Here is a 15,570-nt window from a genome sequence, read left to right on the forward strand (position 1 = left end):
CACGAACACATTTGGACCTCGGGCGGGCACGCGAACGTATGAGCGTCGAGGAAGGTCCGACGGCGGAGGAAGCCGACCCGCTGGACGCGTTCCGCCAGTTCTTCGCGCTCGAACGGGACGTCCTCGTCCTCTCGCTGGCGATGTTCGCGTTCAGCCTCGGCTTCCAGATGACCAGCCGGTACATGGCCGAGTACCTCTACGCGCTGGGGACGGGCGCGGTGATCGTCGGCGTCTTCGGCTCGGTCGGCAACGTCATCAGCGCGCTCTACCCCTACCCCGGCGGGGCGATCTCGGACCGGATCGGCTCGCGGTACGCCCTGACCGTCTTCGGCCTGCTCTCGACGGTCGGCTTCGCCGTCTGGCTCGTCGCCCCGTGGCTGGGCCCGCTTGCGGTCCCGGCGGTCTTCCTCGGGTTGTTCCTCTCGCAGGCGTGGAAGTCCTTCGGCCTCGGGGCCTCCTTCGCAATCGTCAAACAGGCCGTCCCGCCCTCGCAACTGGCCGCGGGGTTCGCCAGCACCGAGACGTTCCGCCGGACGGCGTTCCTCGTCGGCCCGCTGATCGCCGCGGCCCTCTTCTACCCGTTCGGTTCGGGCGACGCCGACGTCGTCCTCGCGTTCCAGTTGATCCTCCTCGTCGCGGTCGTCTTCGGCGTCCTCGGCACCGCCGCCCAACATCTCCTCTACGACCCCGGCGGCGACAGCTTCGGCACGGAGTTCGAGGGCGTCTCGCAACTGGTCGCGGACCTGCGGAACCTGCCCGCCGAGTTGCGCCCGCTGCTCGTGGCCGACACGCTCGTCCGGTTCGCCAACGGCATGGTCTACGTCTTCTTCGTCGTCGTCGTCACCCGCTTCCTCGGGACCGGCCTCGACCTCGCGGCCCCCGCCGTCGGCGACCTCTCGCTCTCCCCGCAGTCGTACTTCGGAGTGTTGCTCGGCCTCGAGATGCTCGTCGCGTTGCTCACGATGGTCCCCGTCGCGAAGGCCGCCGAGCGCGTCGGCCTGAAACCCGTCGTCGCGCTGGGCTTTTTCGTCTACGCGATCTTTCCGATCCTGCTGATCAACGCGCCGCCGGGCGACGCCGCCGTCCTCGCCGCGCTGTTCGCGTTCTCCGGGCTCCGCTTTGCGGGCCTGCCCGCGCACAAGGCGCTGATCGTCGGCCCCGCCGAGACCGGCGCCGGCGGCCGCGTGACGGGCGCGTACTACCTCGTGCGCAACCTGATCGTCATCCCGAGCGCCGCGCTCGGCGGCCTCCTCTGGGCGGGCTTCTCGAACCCGCTCACCGGCGAGGAGGTCTTCGCGGGCGACCCCACCGTCGCGTTCGGGATCGCGACCGCCGTCGGCCTCGTCGGGACGGGCTACTTCGCGCTGTTCGGCGAGGAGTTCGAGGCCTACACCTGACGGGACTCAGAACTCGACGGCGTCGCCGGCCGCGACCGTCCCCGACTCGACGATCGTCGCCTCCAGCCCGCCGCGGTGGACGAGCGCGGAGACGGCGCCGTCGACGCCGGCGAGCGACTGCATGTAACTGCAGGGTTCACAGAGTCGGTCGCCGACGAGCGTCGCGTCGCCGGCCCGGAACTCGCGGTCGACGAGGTGGTTCAGCGGGACGTCGCGCGTGAGGAGGTTCCGCCGGGTGTCGGCGGGGTCGAGCGCCGTCTCCTCGTCCCGGCGGGCCGCTTCCAGCGCCTCGACCTCGATCAGCGTCACGTCGGCGCCCGGCGGGAGGTCCTCGCGGCGGTCGTAGAGCCCCCGCTCGTCGAAGTAGCGGTCCCCGCGGAGGCCGCGGCCGGCGACCGCCTCGACAGACTCGACGCGCTCCATCGGTTCGCCCGCGTCCGGGGCGACGAATATCCCCTCGATCGTTCCGCGTCGGCTCATATCGGCCCCTCGCGTCAGCGGGACAAAAACCGATCGGGTGGCGGGCCGCCGTGACGATACCCCTTTGGCTCGCCGGCGAGTAGCGCCCGCATGGACGACGACGCGAAACCGACTCGACTCGCCGACGGCGACGAACTGGACGCGTTCCTCGACGACAACCCCGTCGCGCTCGTGGAGTTCTACACCAGCGGCTGTGCGGCGTGTCAGGCGATGGAACCCGTGCTGGGCAACGTCGCCCGCGGGACCGACGTCGCGGTGGGGATGCTCAACCCCGGCGAGGACCTCTCGCTCGTCGACCGCTTCGACGTCCGCTCGGTCCCGACGCTCGTGCTGGTCCGCGACGGCGAGGAGGTCGCCCGACTGGCCGACGGGTTCCAGGGGGCGAGCGACGTGGTCGCGTTCCTCGAAGAACACGCTCCCGAGGCGGTCGAGGCGCAGTAGAACGGCGGGAGGTGGTGGTCGGTGGCCGACGGTCGGCCGCCCGTCGCTCATCGCCACCCCGCACCGCGGACGGCGCTCTCGGGCGTTCTGGCCGGGGCAGTTCGGCGCATGTCCCCTGCGACCGGGTGGAGCGTGGCTTCCGTCCCGTAGTTACGGATCTCCATCGGGACGAGCGCGCTCGTGACGGCCGGCGTCGCGCGACGTCCTCACGCGTCGGGACCCGTGGGAGCGTCGCGTTCGGAGGAGGAGCCGAGTTCGAGGGTGTCCCGATCAGCGACGCGGACCGTCTTTCCCAGCAGGCCGGGACGGGAAGCCTGTACCGTGAACGCGCAGTTGAGGTACTCGGGGAGCGGCTTCATCCCCGGATCGAACACGGCGGGGATCATGATCGTACCCTGGGTATCGACGTTCCGGAGTTCGACGGTGGATCGGCGAACCTGGTCCCGAATATCGTAGTACGCGGAGAAGTCTTCCCACTGACCGGGCGGTTCGACCCGCAGGTGGTACTGGAGGCGGCCCTCGTACGCCGTCGGCGGCCAGATGCGAAACCGGAACCAGTCGGGGCGATACCCGCTGTACGGTTCGCCGGCGGCGATACGCCCGACAGTCGAGTTACACGTGAAGTGGATCGCTGGTGGCTGCGTGTCCCGTCGGGCGACGTGATCGATCCCGACAGCGGCGTACCCGATGCCTTTCTTGTCGCCTTCTCGCCGTGGATACCGCCACAGGATCCGGTCGCTCTCCACCGTCGTTTCGGCGTCGACGCGAGCGGGCCGCGTACCGGGGACGCGACCGCTACAGCCGGCGAGAGTTCCCGCGACTGCCGTTCCCAAGCCAGCGAGGACGCGTCTCCGGGTTCTGCTACCGTCGTCGGGGCGGAGTTCGGAGGGCATCGGACTCTGTCGCGGCCAGGAGATGTCGGCAGAAAAACCTTCTGTGTTTGAACGATCGCCGTTTCCCGGGCGGAGACGCCGGAATCGGCCTCCGGAACACCGACGGTCCGCCGGCGTTCCGCGCGAAATCGCCCCCACTCAGACGAACGGCCGCCAGTAGTACGGGCTCACGAAGCCCTCGATCACCGCCGCGAGCGCGAGCGCGACCCCGAGGCCGACACAGACCCAGAACGCCCGTTCGAGGGCGTCGGCGAAGGCCGCGCGGGTGGCCCGGCCGCGGAGGGTCCGCCACCAGGCGACCCCGAGGAAGATGCCCACCGCCCCCGAGACGACGATCGCCGGCAGTTCGACGACGCCGTGGGGAGCGATAAACGCCAGCAACGCCCGGAGGTCGACTTCGAGGCGGGCGAGCGCGCCGACGAAGAGGCCGTTGAACCACAGCGACGCGATCGCCGGCACGGCCAGCGCGACGCCGCTGTAGGCCGTCACGAGCGCGACGGCCCAGTTGTTGCCGAAGTACTCGAACGCGGCCCGCGGCGGGATCTGACCGTCGATGCGGGCGGCGATCGAGGCGTCGACGGCGCCGGCGAGCGGGTCGGCGACGATCCAGCCGGTCGCCAGACCCGCGACCATCGAGGCGACGGCGACGAGGTGGGTTCCGGGCGTCTCGCGGACGAACGCGAGCAGTTCGCGGACGCCGCGGCGGAGGCCGCCGACGAACTGGCGGCGGACCGGTTCGGCCGTCGGCTCCGGGGGCGAGAGGACGTCCCGGTAGTCGGCGTACAGCGCCGTCTTCAGCAGGTCGAGCGCCGGCGGGAGGGCGATCGACAGCGCGAGCGAGATGACGATCCCGACCCCGAGGACCGCCAGCGTCGACGCGAGGGTCGCGACCGCGAGGGTCGACCCCAGCGCGACGGCATAGTAGAAGCCGGCCGCGACGGGCCGGCGGCGGACGAACCGGACGGCCTCGCGCAGCGAGGCGAGGACGCCCGCGTCGTCGACGACGACCGCCACGGGGGCGAGCGCGAAGAGCGCGCGGACGACGGCGACGAGCGCGAGCCACGGCGGCACCGCGAGGAGGACGACGAACAGGGCGACCGACCCCGAGAGGAGGGAGAGGGGGACGAAAACCACCGCGACGAGCGCGACGAGCGCCGCCGTCGCCGCGATCCAGAGGGCCAGTTCGAGGACGGCCAGCCCGAGAAACCGGGGCCAGTAGCGTCTGACGCCGACGATCCCCGCGGTCAGCCCGCGGCCGCCCCTGAGCCGGCCGTCGCAGGCCGCGAGTTCCCCGGCGGAGACGACGGCCGAGAGGACGGCGGCGACGAGGACGGTCGCGAGCACCGAGCCGACGAGGATCACCGCGACGACCGGCGAGAACAGCGGGTCCAGCGCCGGCGCGATCGCCTCGGACCACTCGGCGAACGCCGCCGGTTCGGCCTCGGGGTCCGGCGGGGTCGCGTCGACGGCGGCGAGTTCGGCCCGAGCGGTCGCGAGCCGACCGGTCGCTTCGAGGTAGAGGTACGCGACGGCGAGACCGAGAAACGTGAGGACGCGGGCGATCGCCGGCACGGCCGCGCCGAGCAGGTAGAAAGGCAGGACGTCGGCGGGTCGACGGAGGGTCGCGACGACGGCACCGGTGGCCGCGGAGAGGCGCATGACGTCCCGTTGGATCGTCTATCAGTTAAGGGAAGCGATACGATCGGCAGGGGCCGCGAGCGCCCCGGCCGGCGCTCGCGTGGTCGACCGCCCGCGAACCGCCGACGGCGTTTTGGTCCCTCACCGAGTACTACGCACGTTCGTGTCACAGGATCGTCCGGACCGGCCGTCGGTCGCCCGGTTCCTCGCCGCCCTCAGGGTCAAGCGCAACGCGACGATCGGTCTGGCCGTCGGTACCGGGTTCGCCGCCGTCGTCTACCTGTTCTTCGTCGTCCTCGCGCCCGGGACGACCCGGGATCCGTCGTACTACCTCGTGCTCGCGTTCACGCTCGCGCTGGCGACCGCGGGCACCGTCGCGCTCGCGCTGACGCTGCGCTCGGCGATCAGACTCTCGCGGGACCGCGACTAGGAGAGCAACGCTTCGAGGCGTTCGGCGCCCGTCCGCGTCCCCTTCGCGAGGACGACGTCGCCCGCGTCGAGGTCCGTCTCGGGGCCGGGCTGGATCGCCCACTCGTCGTCGTGGGTGCCCGCCGACCCGCGGGGGCGACGGACGGCAATGATGCGCATCCCCGTCTCGGTGCGGACCATCTGATCGCCGATGGTCGTCCCGTCGAGGTCGCTCCCCGCGGCGACGGTAAAGCGGACGATCACCTCGTCGCTCTCGAAGACGGCCTCGGCGACGACCGGGTGGGTCCCCAGCCCCCGGAGGACGCCCTCGGCGAGTTCGAGCGCCGCGTCGCTGATGACCTCGGTACTGCCCGCGAGGTGGACCAGCCCCCGGAGGGCGACCGGTTCCTCGACGCGGCCGGCCGCGCGCAGCGTCCACGCCTCGAAGCGCGACTCGAGTTGGTCGACCTCGGCTTCGAGGGCGGCGACCTCCTCGGCGAGGTCCGTGCTGTCGTAGAGCACCGAGCCGTACGCGAGGTCGACGGCGAGTTCGCTCATGTTCTTCATCAGGACGATGGCGTCGACCGCCCGTTCGAGGTCCTCGATGCGGGGTTCGACCTGCTCGCCGGACTCGTAGGGCTCGCCGGAGACCGTCTCGTACACCGGCCCGAGGTTGTCCTCGGAGCCGCGCATGAAGACGACGTCGTCGGGTTCGAGCACCGTCTCCCGGTCGGGGTTGAGGAGCCACTCGCCGGCCCGCCGGATGGCGATCACGCGGACGCCGGTCTCGGTTTCGAGGGTGAGGTCGCCGAGACTCCGGCCGGCGAACCGGGAGTCGGCGTCGACGGTCGCGCGGACGACCGACTCGACGGCCTCGGGGAGGGCGGTCCGCATCGCGTCCGGGAGGCCGATCTCCTCCAGGACGACCTTCGCGATGTCGCCGGCGGCGTCGGAGATCTTCTCGGCGGCCCCGACGACGCCGAGGACCGGCGCGAGCTGTTCGGCGTCCTCCGTATTGCGGGCGGCCATCAGCAGGCTCATCCGGGCCTGCAGCTGCAGGACGTCCATGCGCTCTTCGAGGTCGAGGACCTCCTCGGCGACTTCCTCGCTGCCGAACAGCACGGCCGAGTACGAGAGGTCGATCAACAGCTCGGCCGTGTCTTTCATCTCCGCGAGCACCGCCTTGACGCCGATCGGCCGGTACTCGACCTCGCGGGACCCGTCCATGTACCCGCAGTTACGTCGGCGGCGAGAAAAACGTTACCGAGGTCACCTCGCGGCGACCGTCGTCCGGCCGCCGACCGGCGTATTTCCACGCGGCGGGAATCGGCGACCCTTCTTATGGCGGCTCAGACGGAAGGTACGAGTAATGACAGGGTATCGCGCGACGGTCGCGATCCGCGAACCGGCGGACTGTCCGGTCGCCCTTGCCTCCGCGGAGACCGGCAAGGCGGTCGACGACGTCGCTCGCTCGTCGCGACCGACCACCGACGGAGCGGTCCTCGAAGAGTTCCGGGTCACGGGCGACGGCAACGGCGTCGACGCGGGGACGGTCGGCGTCGACGTCGAACCGGTCACCGAGTCCGAAACGGAGAGCGTCTACCGGTTCGAACGCGACTGGCGGGAGGGCTGTGTCTGTGACGTCATCGAGTCGTGTGGGACCCCAGTCGCCTCGGTCCGGGCCGACGACGGCGCGCTGTTGGTGTCGCTTCGCAGCGGCGACCTCGAATCCATCTCGGACATCGTCGGCGACCTCAAAGGGCAGTTCGAGGGCGTCCACCTCCGGGAACTCGCCGAGACCGGCGACGGCTCCTCGTCGGATCTGGTGCTCGTCGACCGCGGACGGCTCACCGACCGCCAGCGGGAGGTCCTTGAGACCGCCCACGAGATGGGCTACTTCGAGTACCCGAAGCGGTCGAACGCCGGCGAGGTCGCCGAGGCGCTCGGCATCTCCGGCTCGACGTTCGCCGAGCACCTCGCGGCCGCCCAGCGCAAGCTCATGGACGCGCTCGTCGAGTTCTGAGCGCCGAACGGGGGCGTCTCTGCCCCGCCGCCGACGAGAGCGGCCGCGCCGCACGCGTTTCGAGCGGGGGTTCGCCGCGGAAACGATAATGCTTTTCCATGGGCGACTGAAATCCATCAATATGGCTGACGACCTCAGGAAAGGGCTGGAGGGTGTGCTGGTCGCCGAATCCGAACTCAGCTCGATCGACGGCGACGCGGGTCGGTTGATCTACCGCGGCTACGCCATCGAGGACCTCGCCCGGGGCGCGAGCTACGAGGAGGTGCTCTACCTGCTCTGGCACGGCCACCTCCCCGACGAGGGCGAACTCGCCGAGTTCACCGAGGCGATGGCGGCCGAGCGCGAGGTCGACGACGACCTCCTCGAGACGGTGCGCACGCTCGCCGACGCCGGCGAGAAGCCGATGGCCGCGCTCCGGACGGCGGTGTCGATGCTGTCGGCGACCGAACCCGAGGCCGACGCGGACGCCGCGGACCTCGAGGCGAGCCTCCGGAAGGGGCGCCGGATCACCGCCAAGATCCCCACGGTGCTCGCGGCGTTCGAGCGGTTCCGCCTCGGCGAGGAGCCCGTCGAGCCCGACCCCGACCTCGGGCTGGCCGCGAACTTCCTCTACATGCTCACCGGCGAGGAGCCCGACGAGGTCGCCGCCGAGACGTTCGATCAGGCGCTGATCCTCCACGCCGACCACGGCCTGAACGCCTCGACGTTCACGGCGATGGTGATCGGCTCGACGATGGCCGACCTCTACGGCGCCGTCACCGGCGGCATCGGCGCCCTCTCGGGCCCGCTGCACGGCGGCGCCAACCAGGACGTGATGGAGGTGCTCATGGAGATCGACGAGAGCGACCTCGACCCCCGCGACTGGGTCGAGCAGGCGACCGACGAGGGTCGTCGCATCCCCGGCTTCGGCCACCGGGTCTACAACGTCAAGGACCCCCGCGCGAAGATCCTGCAGGAGCGCAGCCGCGAACTCGCCGAGAACGGCGAGTCGAAGTGGTACGAGATCACGACCACGATCGAGGAGTACCTCACCGGGGAGAAGGGCCTCGTCAAGAAGGGCATCGCCCCGAACGTCGACTTCTACTCCGGGTCGGTCTACTACCAGCTCGGCATCCCGATCGACATGTACACGCCCATCTTCGCGATGTCCCGCGCGGGCGGCTGGATCGCCCACGTCCTCGAATACCAGGAGGACAACCGGCTCATCCGGCCCCGCGCCCGCTACACCGGGCCCGGGGACGAGGCGTTCGTCCCGCTGGAAGAGCGCTGAACTCGTCGACCCGAACCCGCTCTTTTCGACGGCCGTTCGTCACTGCAGTTCCCACAGCAGCCGCGAGGTCGCCGCCAGCGAGACGAGCAACCCGGCGAGGCCCCCGGCTCAGTCGTCCGAGACGGTCCCGCGGTCTTCCATCAGCCGCGCGGCCTTCCCCGCCCAGTCGCCGCGGACGTAGCCGGCCGCGACGACGGCGAACGCCCACGCGTAGAAGAGGACGATGCCGGCACAGATGCCGACGACGCCCCAGCCAAGCGGGACCGCCGCGACGTACGAGAACCCGAGGAAGAACAGCACGAGGCCGCTCGCGCGGGCGAGAAACGGGACGGTCGTCTCGCCGGCCCCCTGCAGGGAGCCCGCGATGACGACGTAGACGACGAGGAAGGGCGCGCTCAGGCCGTACGCCCGCGCGAAGGCGATCGCGTGGCCGACCGTCTCGGCGTCGTCGGTGAAGACGGCTACGAACCGATCGGCCTCGACGGCGAGCGCGACGCCGACGACGCCCACCGTGGCCAGTCCGAGGCCGGCGATGGCCCACCCCTCGAACCGGGCGGCGTCGGGGCGGCCCTCGCCGAGACGCTGGCCGACGACGACGCTCGCGGCGACGTTGTACCCCCGCGAGAACGGGCTGGTGACCTGCTGGTAGAGCCGGCGACCGATCTGGTAGGCCGCGTTGACCTCCGTCCCGAGGAGCAACAGCAGCGAGTTGAACGGGAACTCGACGGCCGTCGCGACCAGCCCCTCGGCGACCCGGGGCGTGCTGACGGCGACCAGCTGGCGCGCGACGACCGCGTCGGAGGGCCGGACGAGCGAGCCCTGTCGCCACGGCCCCGCGATGACGCCGACGAGCGCGACCGCGGTGAAGACGTTGGCGGCCGCCGTCGCGACGCCGACGCCGACGATTTCGAGCCGCGGCGCGCCGAACAGCCCGAGACCCAGGACGAACGACCCGGTGGCGTTGAGCACGTTCGCGACCACGTTGACGACCATCGGCGAGACGGTGTCGCCGGTCCCCTGCAGCGAGCGGGCGGCGATCAGGCCGACGTGGCGCGCGGGCGCCGTCGCCATGACGATCAGCAGGTAGATCGAGCCGAGTTCGACGGTCCGGGACTCGGCACCCAGCACCGCGATGGCGAACTCGTTGGCGACGAAGGCGAGCGCGACGAACGGAACTCCAGCCACCGCGCCGATCAGCAGCGCCTGCGTGATCGCCTCGTCCCGGGTGGCCGTCGCCCCGCTGCCGGTGTCCTGACTGGAGAGCGCGATCGCACCGCCGCCGAGGCCGAGGCCGATCCGCAGCGGGAGGCGGGCGTAGAGGTCCGCGAGCCCGATGGCGGCGATGGCCGCGGGCGAGAAGAGGCCGGTGACGACGATGTCGACGGTCCGCATCAGCGTCCGCGTCGTCTGTTCGGCCATAATCGGCCACGCGAGCGCCAGCACGCGCTTCCAGACGGCGAGCGTGCGCGCGCGGACGCCGTGACCGGCCATACGAATCGAAATACGGTCGGCCAGTTTACCGTGTCGGTACGAGCAAGGCGCTCGCGACCGTACGTCCGAACGTGACCCGCGAGACCGTCTTCGTCTACGGGACGCTGACCGATCCGGCGCGCGCGGACGGCGACGCGGTCTGGACGTACGTCGGCGACCCGGACCGACTGGGGGTGAGCGAGCGCGTCGACTGGCCGCCGGGCGACGAGTTCCGCGCGTCCGGCGGGACCTCCGGCGTCGCGGGATCGTGGTACGCACTCGCGAATGACGGCCGAACGACGGGCGTCAGACGCCAGTTCTACCCCGCTCTCGTCCGGCGATTCCACTTCCGGCGCGGAGGGATGAAATTTATATACTCCCCGTTCCCCTATACAGTCGCACGTCACACGCCGTGCATCCCTGTATTCCCTGTCGTGCTGCCCGCGCCCGGCAGCACGAGTTTCCACGTCGACCAGCCGCGGCGCTCGCGCCGGTCCGCGGCGGAAAGTAACCCTTTACAATAATTGCCGAGTAATCGAGGGCATGCTCGAACTCGCGGACATCCTCGAGGCGCGCGAGCGGGTGCGCGAGACCGCCCGGCACACGCCGCTGTCGTACTCGCACACCTACTCGGAGATGACGGGGGCGGAGGTCCACCTCAAACTGGAGAACTTCCAGCGGACGGGCGCGTTCAAGATCCGCGGGGCGACCAACCGGATCGCGACGCTCTCGGCGGCCGAGAAGGAGGCGGGCGTCGTCACGGCCAGCGCGGGCAACCACGCGCAAGGCGTCGCGCTCGCGGCCTCGCGGGCCGGCGTCGACTCGAAGATCGTCATGCCCGAGGACGCCCCCATCTCGAAGGTCAAGGCCACGCGCAGTTACGGCGCCGAGATCGTCCTCCACGGCGCCGACTACGCCGAGGCCGCCGAGCGCGCCCACGAGATCGAACGCGAGGAGGGGCGCACCTACGTCCACGCCTTCGACGACGAGTACGTGATGGCCGGTCAGGGGACGCTCGGCCTCGAAATCCTCGAGGACTGCCCCGACGTCGACACCGTCGTCGTCCCGATCGGCGGCGGCGGCCTGATCGGCGGCATCGCGACCGCGATCGAGGCGAAAGCGCCCGACGTCCGCGTGATCGGCGTCCAGTCCGAGGGGGCGTCGAGCGTCGCCGACTCCCTCGAAAAGGGTGAGGTCGTCTCGCTCGACGGCGTCGAGACGATCGCCGACGGCATCGCCACCCGCAGCGTCGGCGAGCGAACGTTCCCGATCATCGACGAGCGCGTCGACGAGGTCGTCACCGTCTCCGACGAGGAGGTCGCGATGGCCGTCGTCTACCTCCTCGAACGGTCGAAGACGATGGTCGAGGGGGCTGGCGCGGTGCCGCTCGCGGCCCTGCTGTTCGAGCGGTTCGACGTCGACCCCGGCGAGACGGTCGTCCCCGTCCTCTCCGGGGGCAACATCGACCTCAACCTGCTCACGACCGTCATCGTCCGCGGGCTGGTCGAGACCGGCCGCTACCTGAAGATCCGCACCGTCCTGAAAGACCGCCCCGGCGCGCTCGAGGAACTGCTCGCGGTCATCTCCGCCCACCGGGCGAACATCTACGCCATCCAGCACGACCGCACCTCGCGGGATATCGGCATGAGCGACACCGAAGTCGAGATCGACCTCGAAACCCGCGGCCACGAACACGTCGCGGACCTCATCGCGGCGATCGAGGAGCGCGGCTACGAGGTCGAGGCGCTCGTCTGAGTTCGCCGGTGTTTAAGTCCCGGCGCGCGGATGGGGCGCACATGAAACGCGTCGTGAGCACGGACGAGGCCCCCGAGGCCGTCGGTGCGTACAGTCAGGCGACGACGAACGGCTCGCTGCTCTTTACCGCGGGGCAGATCCCGCTGACCCCCGACGGCGAGTTGCTCGACGACGAACCGATCGCGGTCCAGACCGAGCGGGCCCTCGACAACCTCGTCGCGATCCTCGAAGCGGAGGGCGCGAGCGCCGCGGACGTCCTCAAGGTGACGGTGTTCCTCGACGACATCGACGACTTCGAGGCGATGAACGAGACGTACGCGGGCTACTTCGACGAGGCGCCGCCGGCCCGCAGCGCCGTCGAGGTCGCGGCCCTCCCGAAGGGCGTCGGCGTCGAGATCGAGGCCGTCGCGGCGCTGGAGTGAGCGGGAGTCGACGGCGTCCGCGCGCGAAGTCCGCCCTGCTGTGGGGCGCAGTCGGCGCCGTGGCGTTCCTCGCGCTCGTCCAGGGCTACGCCCTGCTCGCCGACCCGCTGGTCTCGCTCGGTCAGGGCGCGGCCGTCGCCGTCCTCGTCGGCGCCGCGACCGCCGGGACGGCCTACGCCCTCGAACACCGGGTGGCCGCGTGGGCGGCCCGCCGGACCGGGGACGGGCCCGGGCCGGACGAGTAGCCCCGATCCGGTCTCGTAACAGTTAAACGACCGACCCGGCTATCATCGACCGAGCCAGGATGGCCGAACGGTAAGGCGCACGCCTGGAAAGCGTGTTCCCTTTCGGGATTCAGGGTTCAAATCCCTGTCCTGGCGCTTTTGCGAAGTCGACCCGCCAGCGGCGCGTGGCTGCGCGGGAATCACGAAACGGCGGTGGCGGGTCGAACGCGGACGAGTCGCGGCCCGCGTCGCTCCCGCCGGGAGGACTGGTCCGACCTGCGGTCGGAAGAACGGTCGCCGCGGCCGTCGATTCCGAGAGCCCGCTCACACACCACCTCGGCCGCGACGACCCATCGGGCGTTCGCGCGTCCCCCGTAAGGTAACAAGGCGCTTACGCCGCGGTTGGGGGCGCGTACTCCCGCCGGCGACCGGGGTAGGCGGCCCGTACGCGCCCCGCGCGAGCACCGCCCCGGGGGAGACATTACGCGGCGGGCACGAACCGGCGCGCGTGAGCGGCGCGCTCCGGCACCGACCGTCGGGGAGACACTGCGTTCGAGACGGTGGCGGTGCCCCGTCTCGACGAGATCGAACGGACGGCGCTGATCGTGGTCCGTCACGCCTCGACGACGAAGGCGATCCGGGACCGCGGCTGCCGGCCGGACGACCGCGAACCCGAGGCGGCGCCGCCGGCGCGGCGGACGTGAGCGAGTCGAGCGAGTAGACAGCGGTTTGTCCCCGGGGCGCCTACGTCGGCGCATGTGCGGCCGGTACACCCTCTTCGTCGACCCGGACGACCTCGAGGAGCGGTTCGACGCGACGTTCGCCGAACCGTTCGAGCCGCGGTACAACGCGGCGCCGGGCCAGCGTCTGCCGGTGATCGCGGACGACGAACCCGAGACGATCCACACGCTGGAGTGGGGGTTCGTCCCGCCGTGGGCCGACGACGACGCGAACGCGCCGATCAACGCGCGGGCCGAGACCGTCGCGGAGACGCCGACCTTCCGGGACGCCTACCGCCGCGACGGCGCCGCGGGCCGGTGTCTCGTCCTCGCGGACGGCTTCTACGAGTGGGTCGAGACCAAAGACGGCAAGCGGCCCTACCGGGTCGCCTTCGAGGACGGCCGGCCGTTCGCGATGGCGGGGCTGCGCGCGCGGTGGGAGCCGCCGACGACGCAGGCGAGCCTCGCCGCGTTCGGCGACGGCGCCGATCCCGAGGACGACGGCCGGGAGACGTTCGCCGTCGTCACGACCGAGCCCAACGACCTCGTCGCCGACCTGCACCACCGGATGGCGGTCGTCCTCGACCCCGGCGACGAGCGCCGCTGGCTGACGGGGGACGACCCGAGCGACCTGCTCGCACCCCACCCAGCCGAGGAGATGCGGGCCGACCCGGTGTCGACGGCGGTGAACAGTCCGGCCAACGACGACCCGTCGCTGGTGGAACCGGTCGAGTAGTCAGAGCCCGCCGCGCCCGCCCTCCTGGGAGAGCAGGACGACCATCGAGAGCGCCGAGACCGCGAGCAACAGCAGCGAGGGGATCGCGGCGTACTGGAAGAACGCGCCCTCCTGGGCCTGCCAGACGAGCGTCACGAGCGTCTCGAACTCGTTGGGCCGGAGCAACAGCGTCACCGGCAGTTCCTTCATCGTGGTGAGGAAGACGAGCGCGGCGCCGGCGACGACCCCCGGCGCGATCAGCGGGAGGGTGACCGACCGGAAGGCGCGCAGCGGCGACTTCCCGAGCGTCCGGGCGGCCTCGACGAGGCGGGGATCGACCTGCAGGGTCGTCGTGCGGATCGAGCCGACCGCCTGCGGCACGAAGCGGACGACGTAGGCGAAGACGAGCAGGGGGAGCGTCTGGTAGATCGGCGGCGCGTAGGGGAGGCCGAGCGCGTCGAACCGCGTGCCGAAGTAGACGAGCGCGAGTCCGAGGACGACCCCGGGGACGGCGAAGCCGACGTAGGTCACCCGCTCGAACAGGTCGGCGAGGCGCGAGTCGGTCCGCGCGGCGAGGTAGGCGACCGGCAGCGCGGCGACGATGGCGACGAACGCGGCGGCGCCGGCGACCAGCACGGAGTTCGTCGCGTAGTGCAGTTCGAAGCCGAGTTGCGGGCGGGCGTTCGGGTCCGCGGTCACGAGCCAGAGCCCGAGGATCCACAGCGGGACCGCCAGCGCGAGGCCGGCGACCGCCGCCGGCAGGAGCGTCGCCGGCCACCGCCACGCGCCGAGGGAGACGACGGGGTCGGCGTCGCCGCCGACGCCGTCGCCGTGGATCGACTCGTCCCGGCGGACGCGCGATTCGAGCGCCAGCACGACGAGCACGATGGCGAGCAGTTGCAGCGAGAGCATCGCGGCGTAGTCGGCCGCGAACCGGTGGAACTCGACGAAGATCTGGCGGGTGAACACCGGCAGGCGCATGATCGCGGGCGTCCCGAAGTCGGAGACGGCGTACAGCGCCGCGAGCAGCGCACCGGCGACGATCGCGGGCTGGACGTGTGGCAGGGTCACCCGGCGAAACGCCCCCCACCGGCCGTGGTTGAGCGTCCGGGCGGCCTCGAGCAGCGTCGTGTCGAACGAGAGCAGCCCCGCCCGGACGGTGAGGTAGACGTACGGGTAGGTGTAGAGGGTGATGACGAGGATCGCCCCCGGCAGGCCGTAGATCTCCGGCAGGCGCTCGATCCCGAGCGGTTCGAGGATCGACTGGAACTCGCCGCGGGGGCCGAACGCGGAGACGAACGCGAACGCCCCGATGTAGCTCGGGACGACCAGCGGGAGCGCGACGACGACCGACCAGAACCGCCGGAACGGCAGGTCGGTCTGGACGGTCAGCCACGCGAGCGGAACGCCGAGCAACACGGACAGAGCCGTCACGCCGGCCATCAGCAGGAGGCTGTTGACGACGACGTCGACGGTGGCCGGCCGGACCAGCATGGACCACGCCCGGCCGAGGTCGACCGTCGCCGCCTCGACGACGAGCCACGTGAGGGGAAACAGCATGCTCGCGGCGACGGCGCCGGCAAGCAGCGTCAACCCGAGCGGAAGCTCGTCGGTACCGCTCGCGGAGCGTCGCAGCCGTCTGACGGTAGATTTCATCGGTGAGAGGTCGTCGGGCGCGGCCGCCGGGGGCGACCGCGTCGCTCGATGTATCGACG

17 protein-coding genes and 1 tRNA gene are annotated in these 15,570 nt (G+C 71.1%); 12 read left to right on the plus strand and 6 right to left on the minus strand.

Annotation, left to right across the window (positions count from 1 at the left end; translation table 11 throughout):
- The first annotated feature begins 38 nt into the window (after positions 1–38).
- The gene (locus tag NKG98_RS10720) at positions 39–1,397 is read left to right on the plus strand and encodes an MFS transporter (RefSeq protein WP_254765918.1); all 1,359 of its coding nucleotides are present in this window, start codon (positions 39–41) and stop codon (positions 1,395–1,397) included.
- A gap of 6 nt (positions 1,398–1,403) precedes the next feature.
- Here NKG98_RS10720 and NKG98_RS10725 read toward each other — a convergent pair whose 3' ends face one another.
- Positions 1,404–1,877: an MOSC domain-containing protein gene (locus NKG98_RS10725; RefSeq protein WP_254765919.1), complete on the minus strand. Its 474-nt coding sequence runs from the start codon at positions 1,875–1,877 to the stop codon at positions 1,404–1,406.
- Positions 1,878–1,967: 90 nt separating this feature from the next.
- On the opposite strand from NKG98_RS10725, the gene NKG98_RS10730 reads away from it, so the two are divergent.
- Positions 1,968–2,318: a thioredoxin family protein gene (locus NKG98_RS10730; protein ID WP_254765920.1), complete on the plus strand. Its 351-nt coding sequence runs from the start codon at positions 1,968–1,970 to the stop codon at positions 2,316–2,318.
- 206 nt (positions 2,319–2,524) lie between these two features.
- Here NKG98_RS10730 and NKG98_RS10735 read toward each other — a convergent pair whose 3' ends face one another.
- Both NKG98_RS10735 and NKG98_RS10740 read right to left on the minus strand, forming a co-directional pair.
- Positions 2,525–3,064, minus strand: coding sequence for a hypothetical protein (locus NKG98_RS10735; protein WP_254765921.1), 540 nt, complete (start codon positions 3,062–3,064; stop codon positions 2,525–2,527).
- Between the two features lie 285 nt (positions 3,065–3,349).
- Positions 3,350–4,870, minus strand: coding sequence for a stage II sporulation protein M (locus tag NKG98_RS10740; protein ID WP_254765922.1), 1,521 nt, complete (start codon positions 4,868–4,870; stop codon positions 3,350–3,352).
- Between the two features lie 142 nt (positions 4,871–5,012).
- Here NKG98_RS10740 and NKG98_RS10745 point away from each other — a divergent pair, with 142 nt between their 5' ends.
- The gene (locus NKG98_RS10745) at positions 5,013–5,279 is read left to right on the plus strand and encodes a DUF7536 family protein (protein ID WP_254765923.1); all 267 of its coding nucleotides are present in this window, start codon (positions 5,013–5,015) and stop codon (positions 5,277–5,279) included.
- Here the strand turns inward: NKG98_RS10745 and NKG98_RS10750 are convergent.
- Positions 5,276–6,484 carry a potassium channel family protein gene (locus tag NKG98_RS10750; protein WP_254765924.1) on the minus strand — a complete coding sequence of 403 codons (1,209 nt, stop codon included), beginning with the start codon at positions 6,482–6,484 and terminating at the stop codon, positions 5,276–5,278. The two genes, NKG98_RS10745 and NKG98_RS10750, sit on opposite strands and share 4 nt — an antisense overlap.
- Before the next feature lie 142 nt (positions 6,485–6,626).
- Between NKG98_RS10750 and NKG98_RS10755 the strand changes: the two genes are divergently transcribed.
- Positions 6,627–7,280: a helix-turn-helix domain-containing protein gene (locus NKG98_RS10755; RefSeq protein ID WP_254765925.1), complete on the plus strand. Its 654-nt coding sequence runs from the start codon at positions 6,627–6,629 to the stop codon at positions 7,278–7,280.
- A gap of 121 nt (positions 7,281–7,401) precedes the next feature.
- A complete protein-coding gene (citZ, locus tag NKG98_RS10760; RefSeq protein WP_254765926.1) occupies positions 7,402–8,550 on the plus strand; it encodes a citrate synthase in 1,149 nt (382 codons plus the stop codon).
- Positions 8,551–8,658: 108 nt separating this feature from the next.
- Here citZ and NKG98_RS10765 read toward each other — a convergent pair whose 3' ends face one another.
- Positions 8,659–10,041, minus strand: a complete 1,383-nt coding sequence (locus tag NKG98_RS10765) for an MATE family efflux transporter (RefSeq protein ID WP_254765927.1) — start codon at positions 10,039–10,041, stop codon at positions 8,659–8,661.
- Between the two features lie 71 nt (positions 10,042–10,112).
- Between NKG98_RS10765 and NKG98_RS10770 the strand changes: the two genes are divergently transcribed.
- The 7 genes from NKG98_RS10770 to NKG98_RS10800 all read left to right on the plus strand — a co-directional run bounded on the left by NKG98_RS10770 (position 10,113) and on the right by NKG98_RS10800 (position 13,876).
- A complete protein-coding gene (locus NKG98_RS10770; RefSeq protein WP_254765928.1) occupies positions 10,113–10,544 on the plus strand; it encodes a hypothetical protein in 432 nt (143 codons plus the stop codon).
- 19 nt (positions 10,545–10,563) lie between these two features.
- Complete coding sequence (gene ilvA, locus NKG98_RS10775) at positions 10,564–11,775, plus strand: threonine ammonia-lyase (protein WP_254765929.1); 1,212 nt, start codon at positions 10,564–10,566, stop codon at positions 11,773–11,775.
- A gap of 41 nt (positions 11,776–11,816) precedes the next feature.
- The gene (locus tag NKG98_RS10780) at positions 11,817–12,197 is read left to right on the plus strand and encodes a Rid family detoxifying hydrolase (protein ID WP_254765930.1); all 381 of its coding nucleotides are present in this window, start codon (positions 11,817–11,819) and stop codon (positions 12,195–12,197) included.
- Positions 12,194–12,442 (plus strand): DUF7981 family protein, encoded by a 249-nt coding sequence (locus NKG98_RS10785; protein ID WP_254765931.1) that lies wholly within the window; start codon positions 12,194–12,196, stop codon positions 12,440–12,442. The genes NKG98_RS10780 and NKG98_RS10785 overlap by 4 nt, the downstream gene beginning before the upstream one ends.
- A gap of 53 nt (positions 12,443–12,495) precedes the next feature.
- A tRNA-Ser gene (locus tag NKG98_RS10790) sits at positions 12,496–12,577 on the plus strand.
- A gap of 410 nt (positions 12,578–12,987) precedes the next feature.
- Positions 12,988–13,125: a hypothetical protein gene (locus NKG98_RS10795; RefSeq protein WP_254765932.1), complete on the plus strand. Its 138-nt coding sequence runs from the start codon at positions 12,988–12,990 to the stop codon at positions 13,123–13,125.
- A 52-nt stretch (positions 13,126–13,177) separates the two neighbouring features.
- Positions 13,178–13,876: an SOS response-associated peptidase gene (locus tag NKG98_RS10800; protein ID WP_254765933.1), complete on the plus strand. Its 699-nt coding sequence runs from the start codon at positions 13,178–13,180 to the stop codon at positions 13,874–13,876.
- Here the strand turns inward: NKG98_RS10800 and NKG98_RS10805 are convergent, their stop codons facing one another.
- Positions 13,877–15,511, minus strand: coding sequence for an ABC transporter permease (locus NKG98_RS10805; protein ID WP_254765934.1), 1,635 nt, complete (start codon positions 15,509–15,511; stop codon positions 13,877–13,879).
- Positions 15,512–15,570: the final 59 nt, after the last annotated feature.

It is taken from the genome of Salinilacihabitans rarus (genome assembly GCF_024296665.1).
In the GTDB taxonomy this organism is placed as follows: domain Archaea; phylum Halobacteriota; class Halobacteria; order Halobacteriales; family Natrialbaceae; genus Salinilacihabitans; species Salinilacihabitans rarus.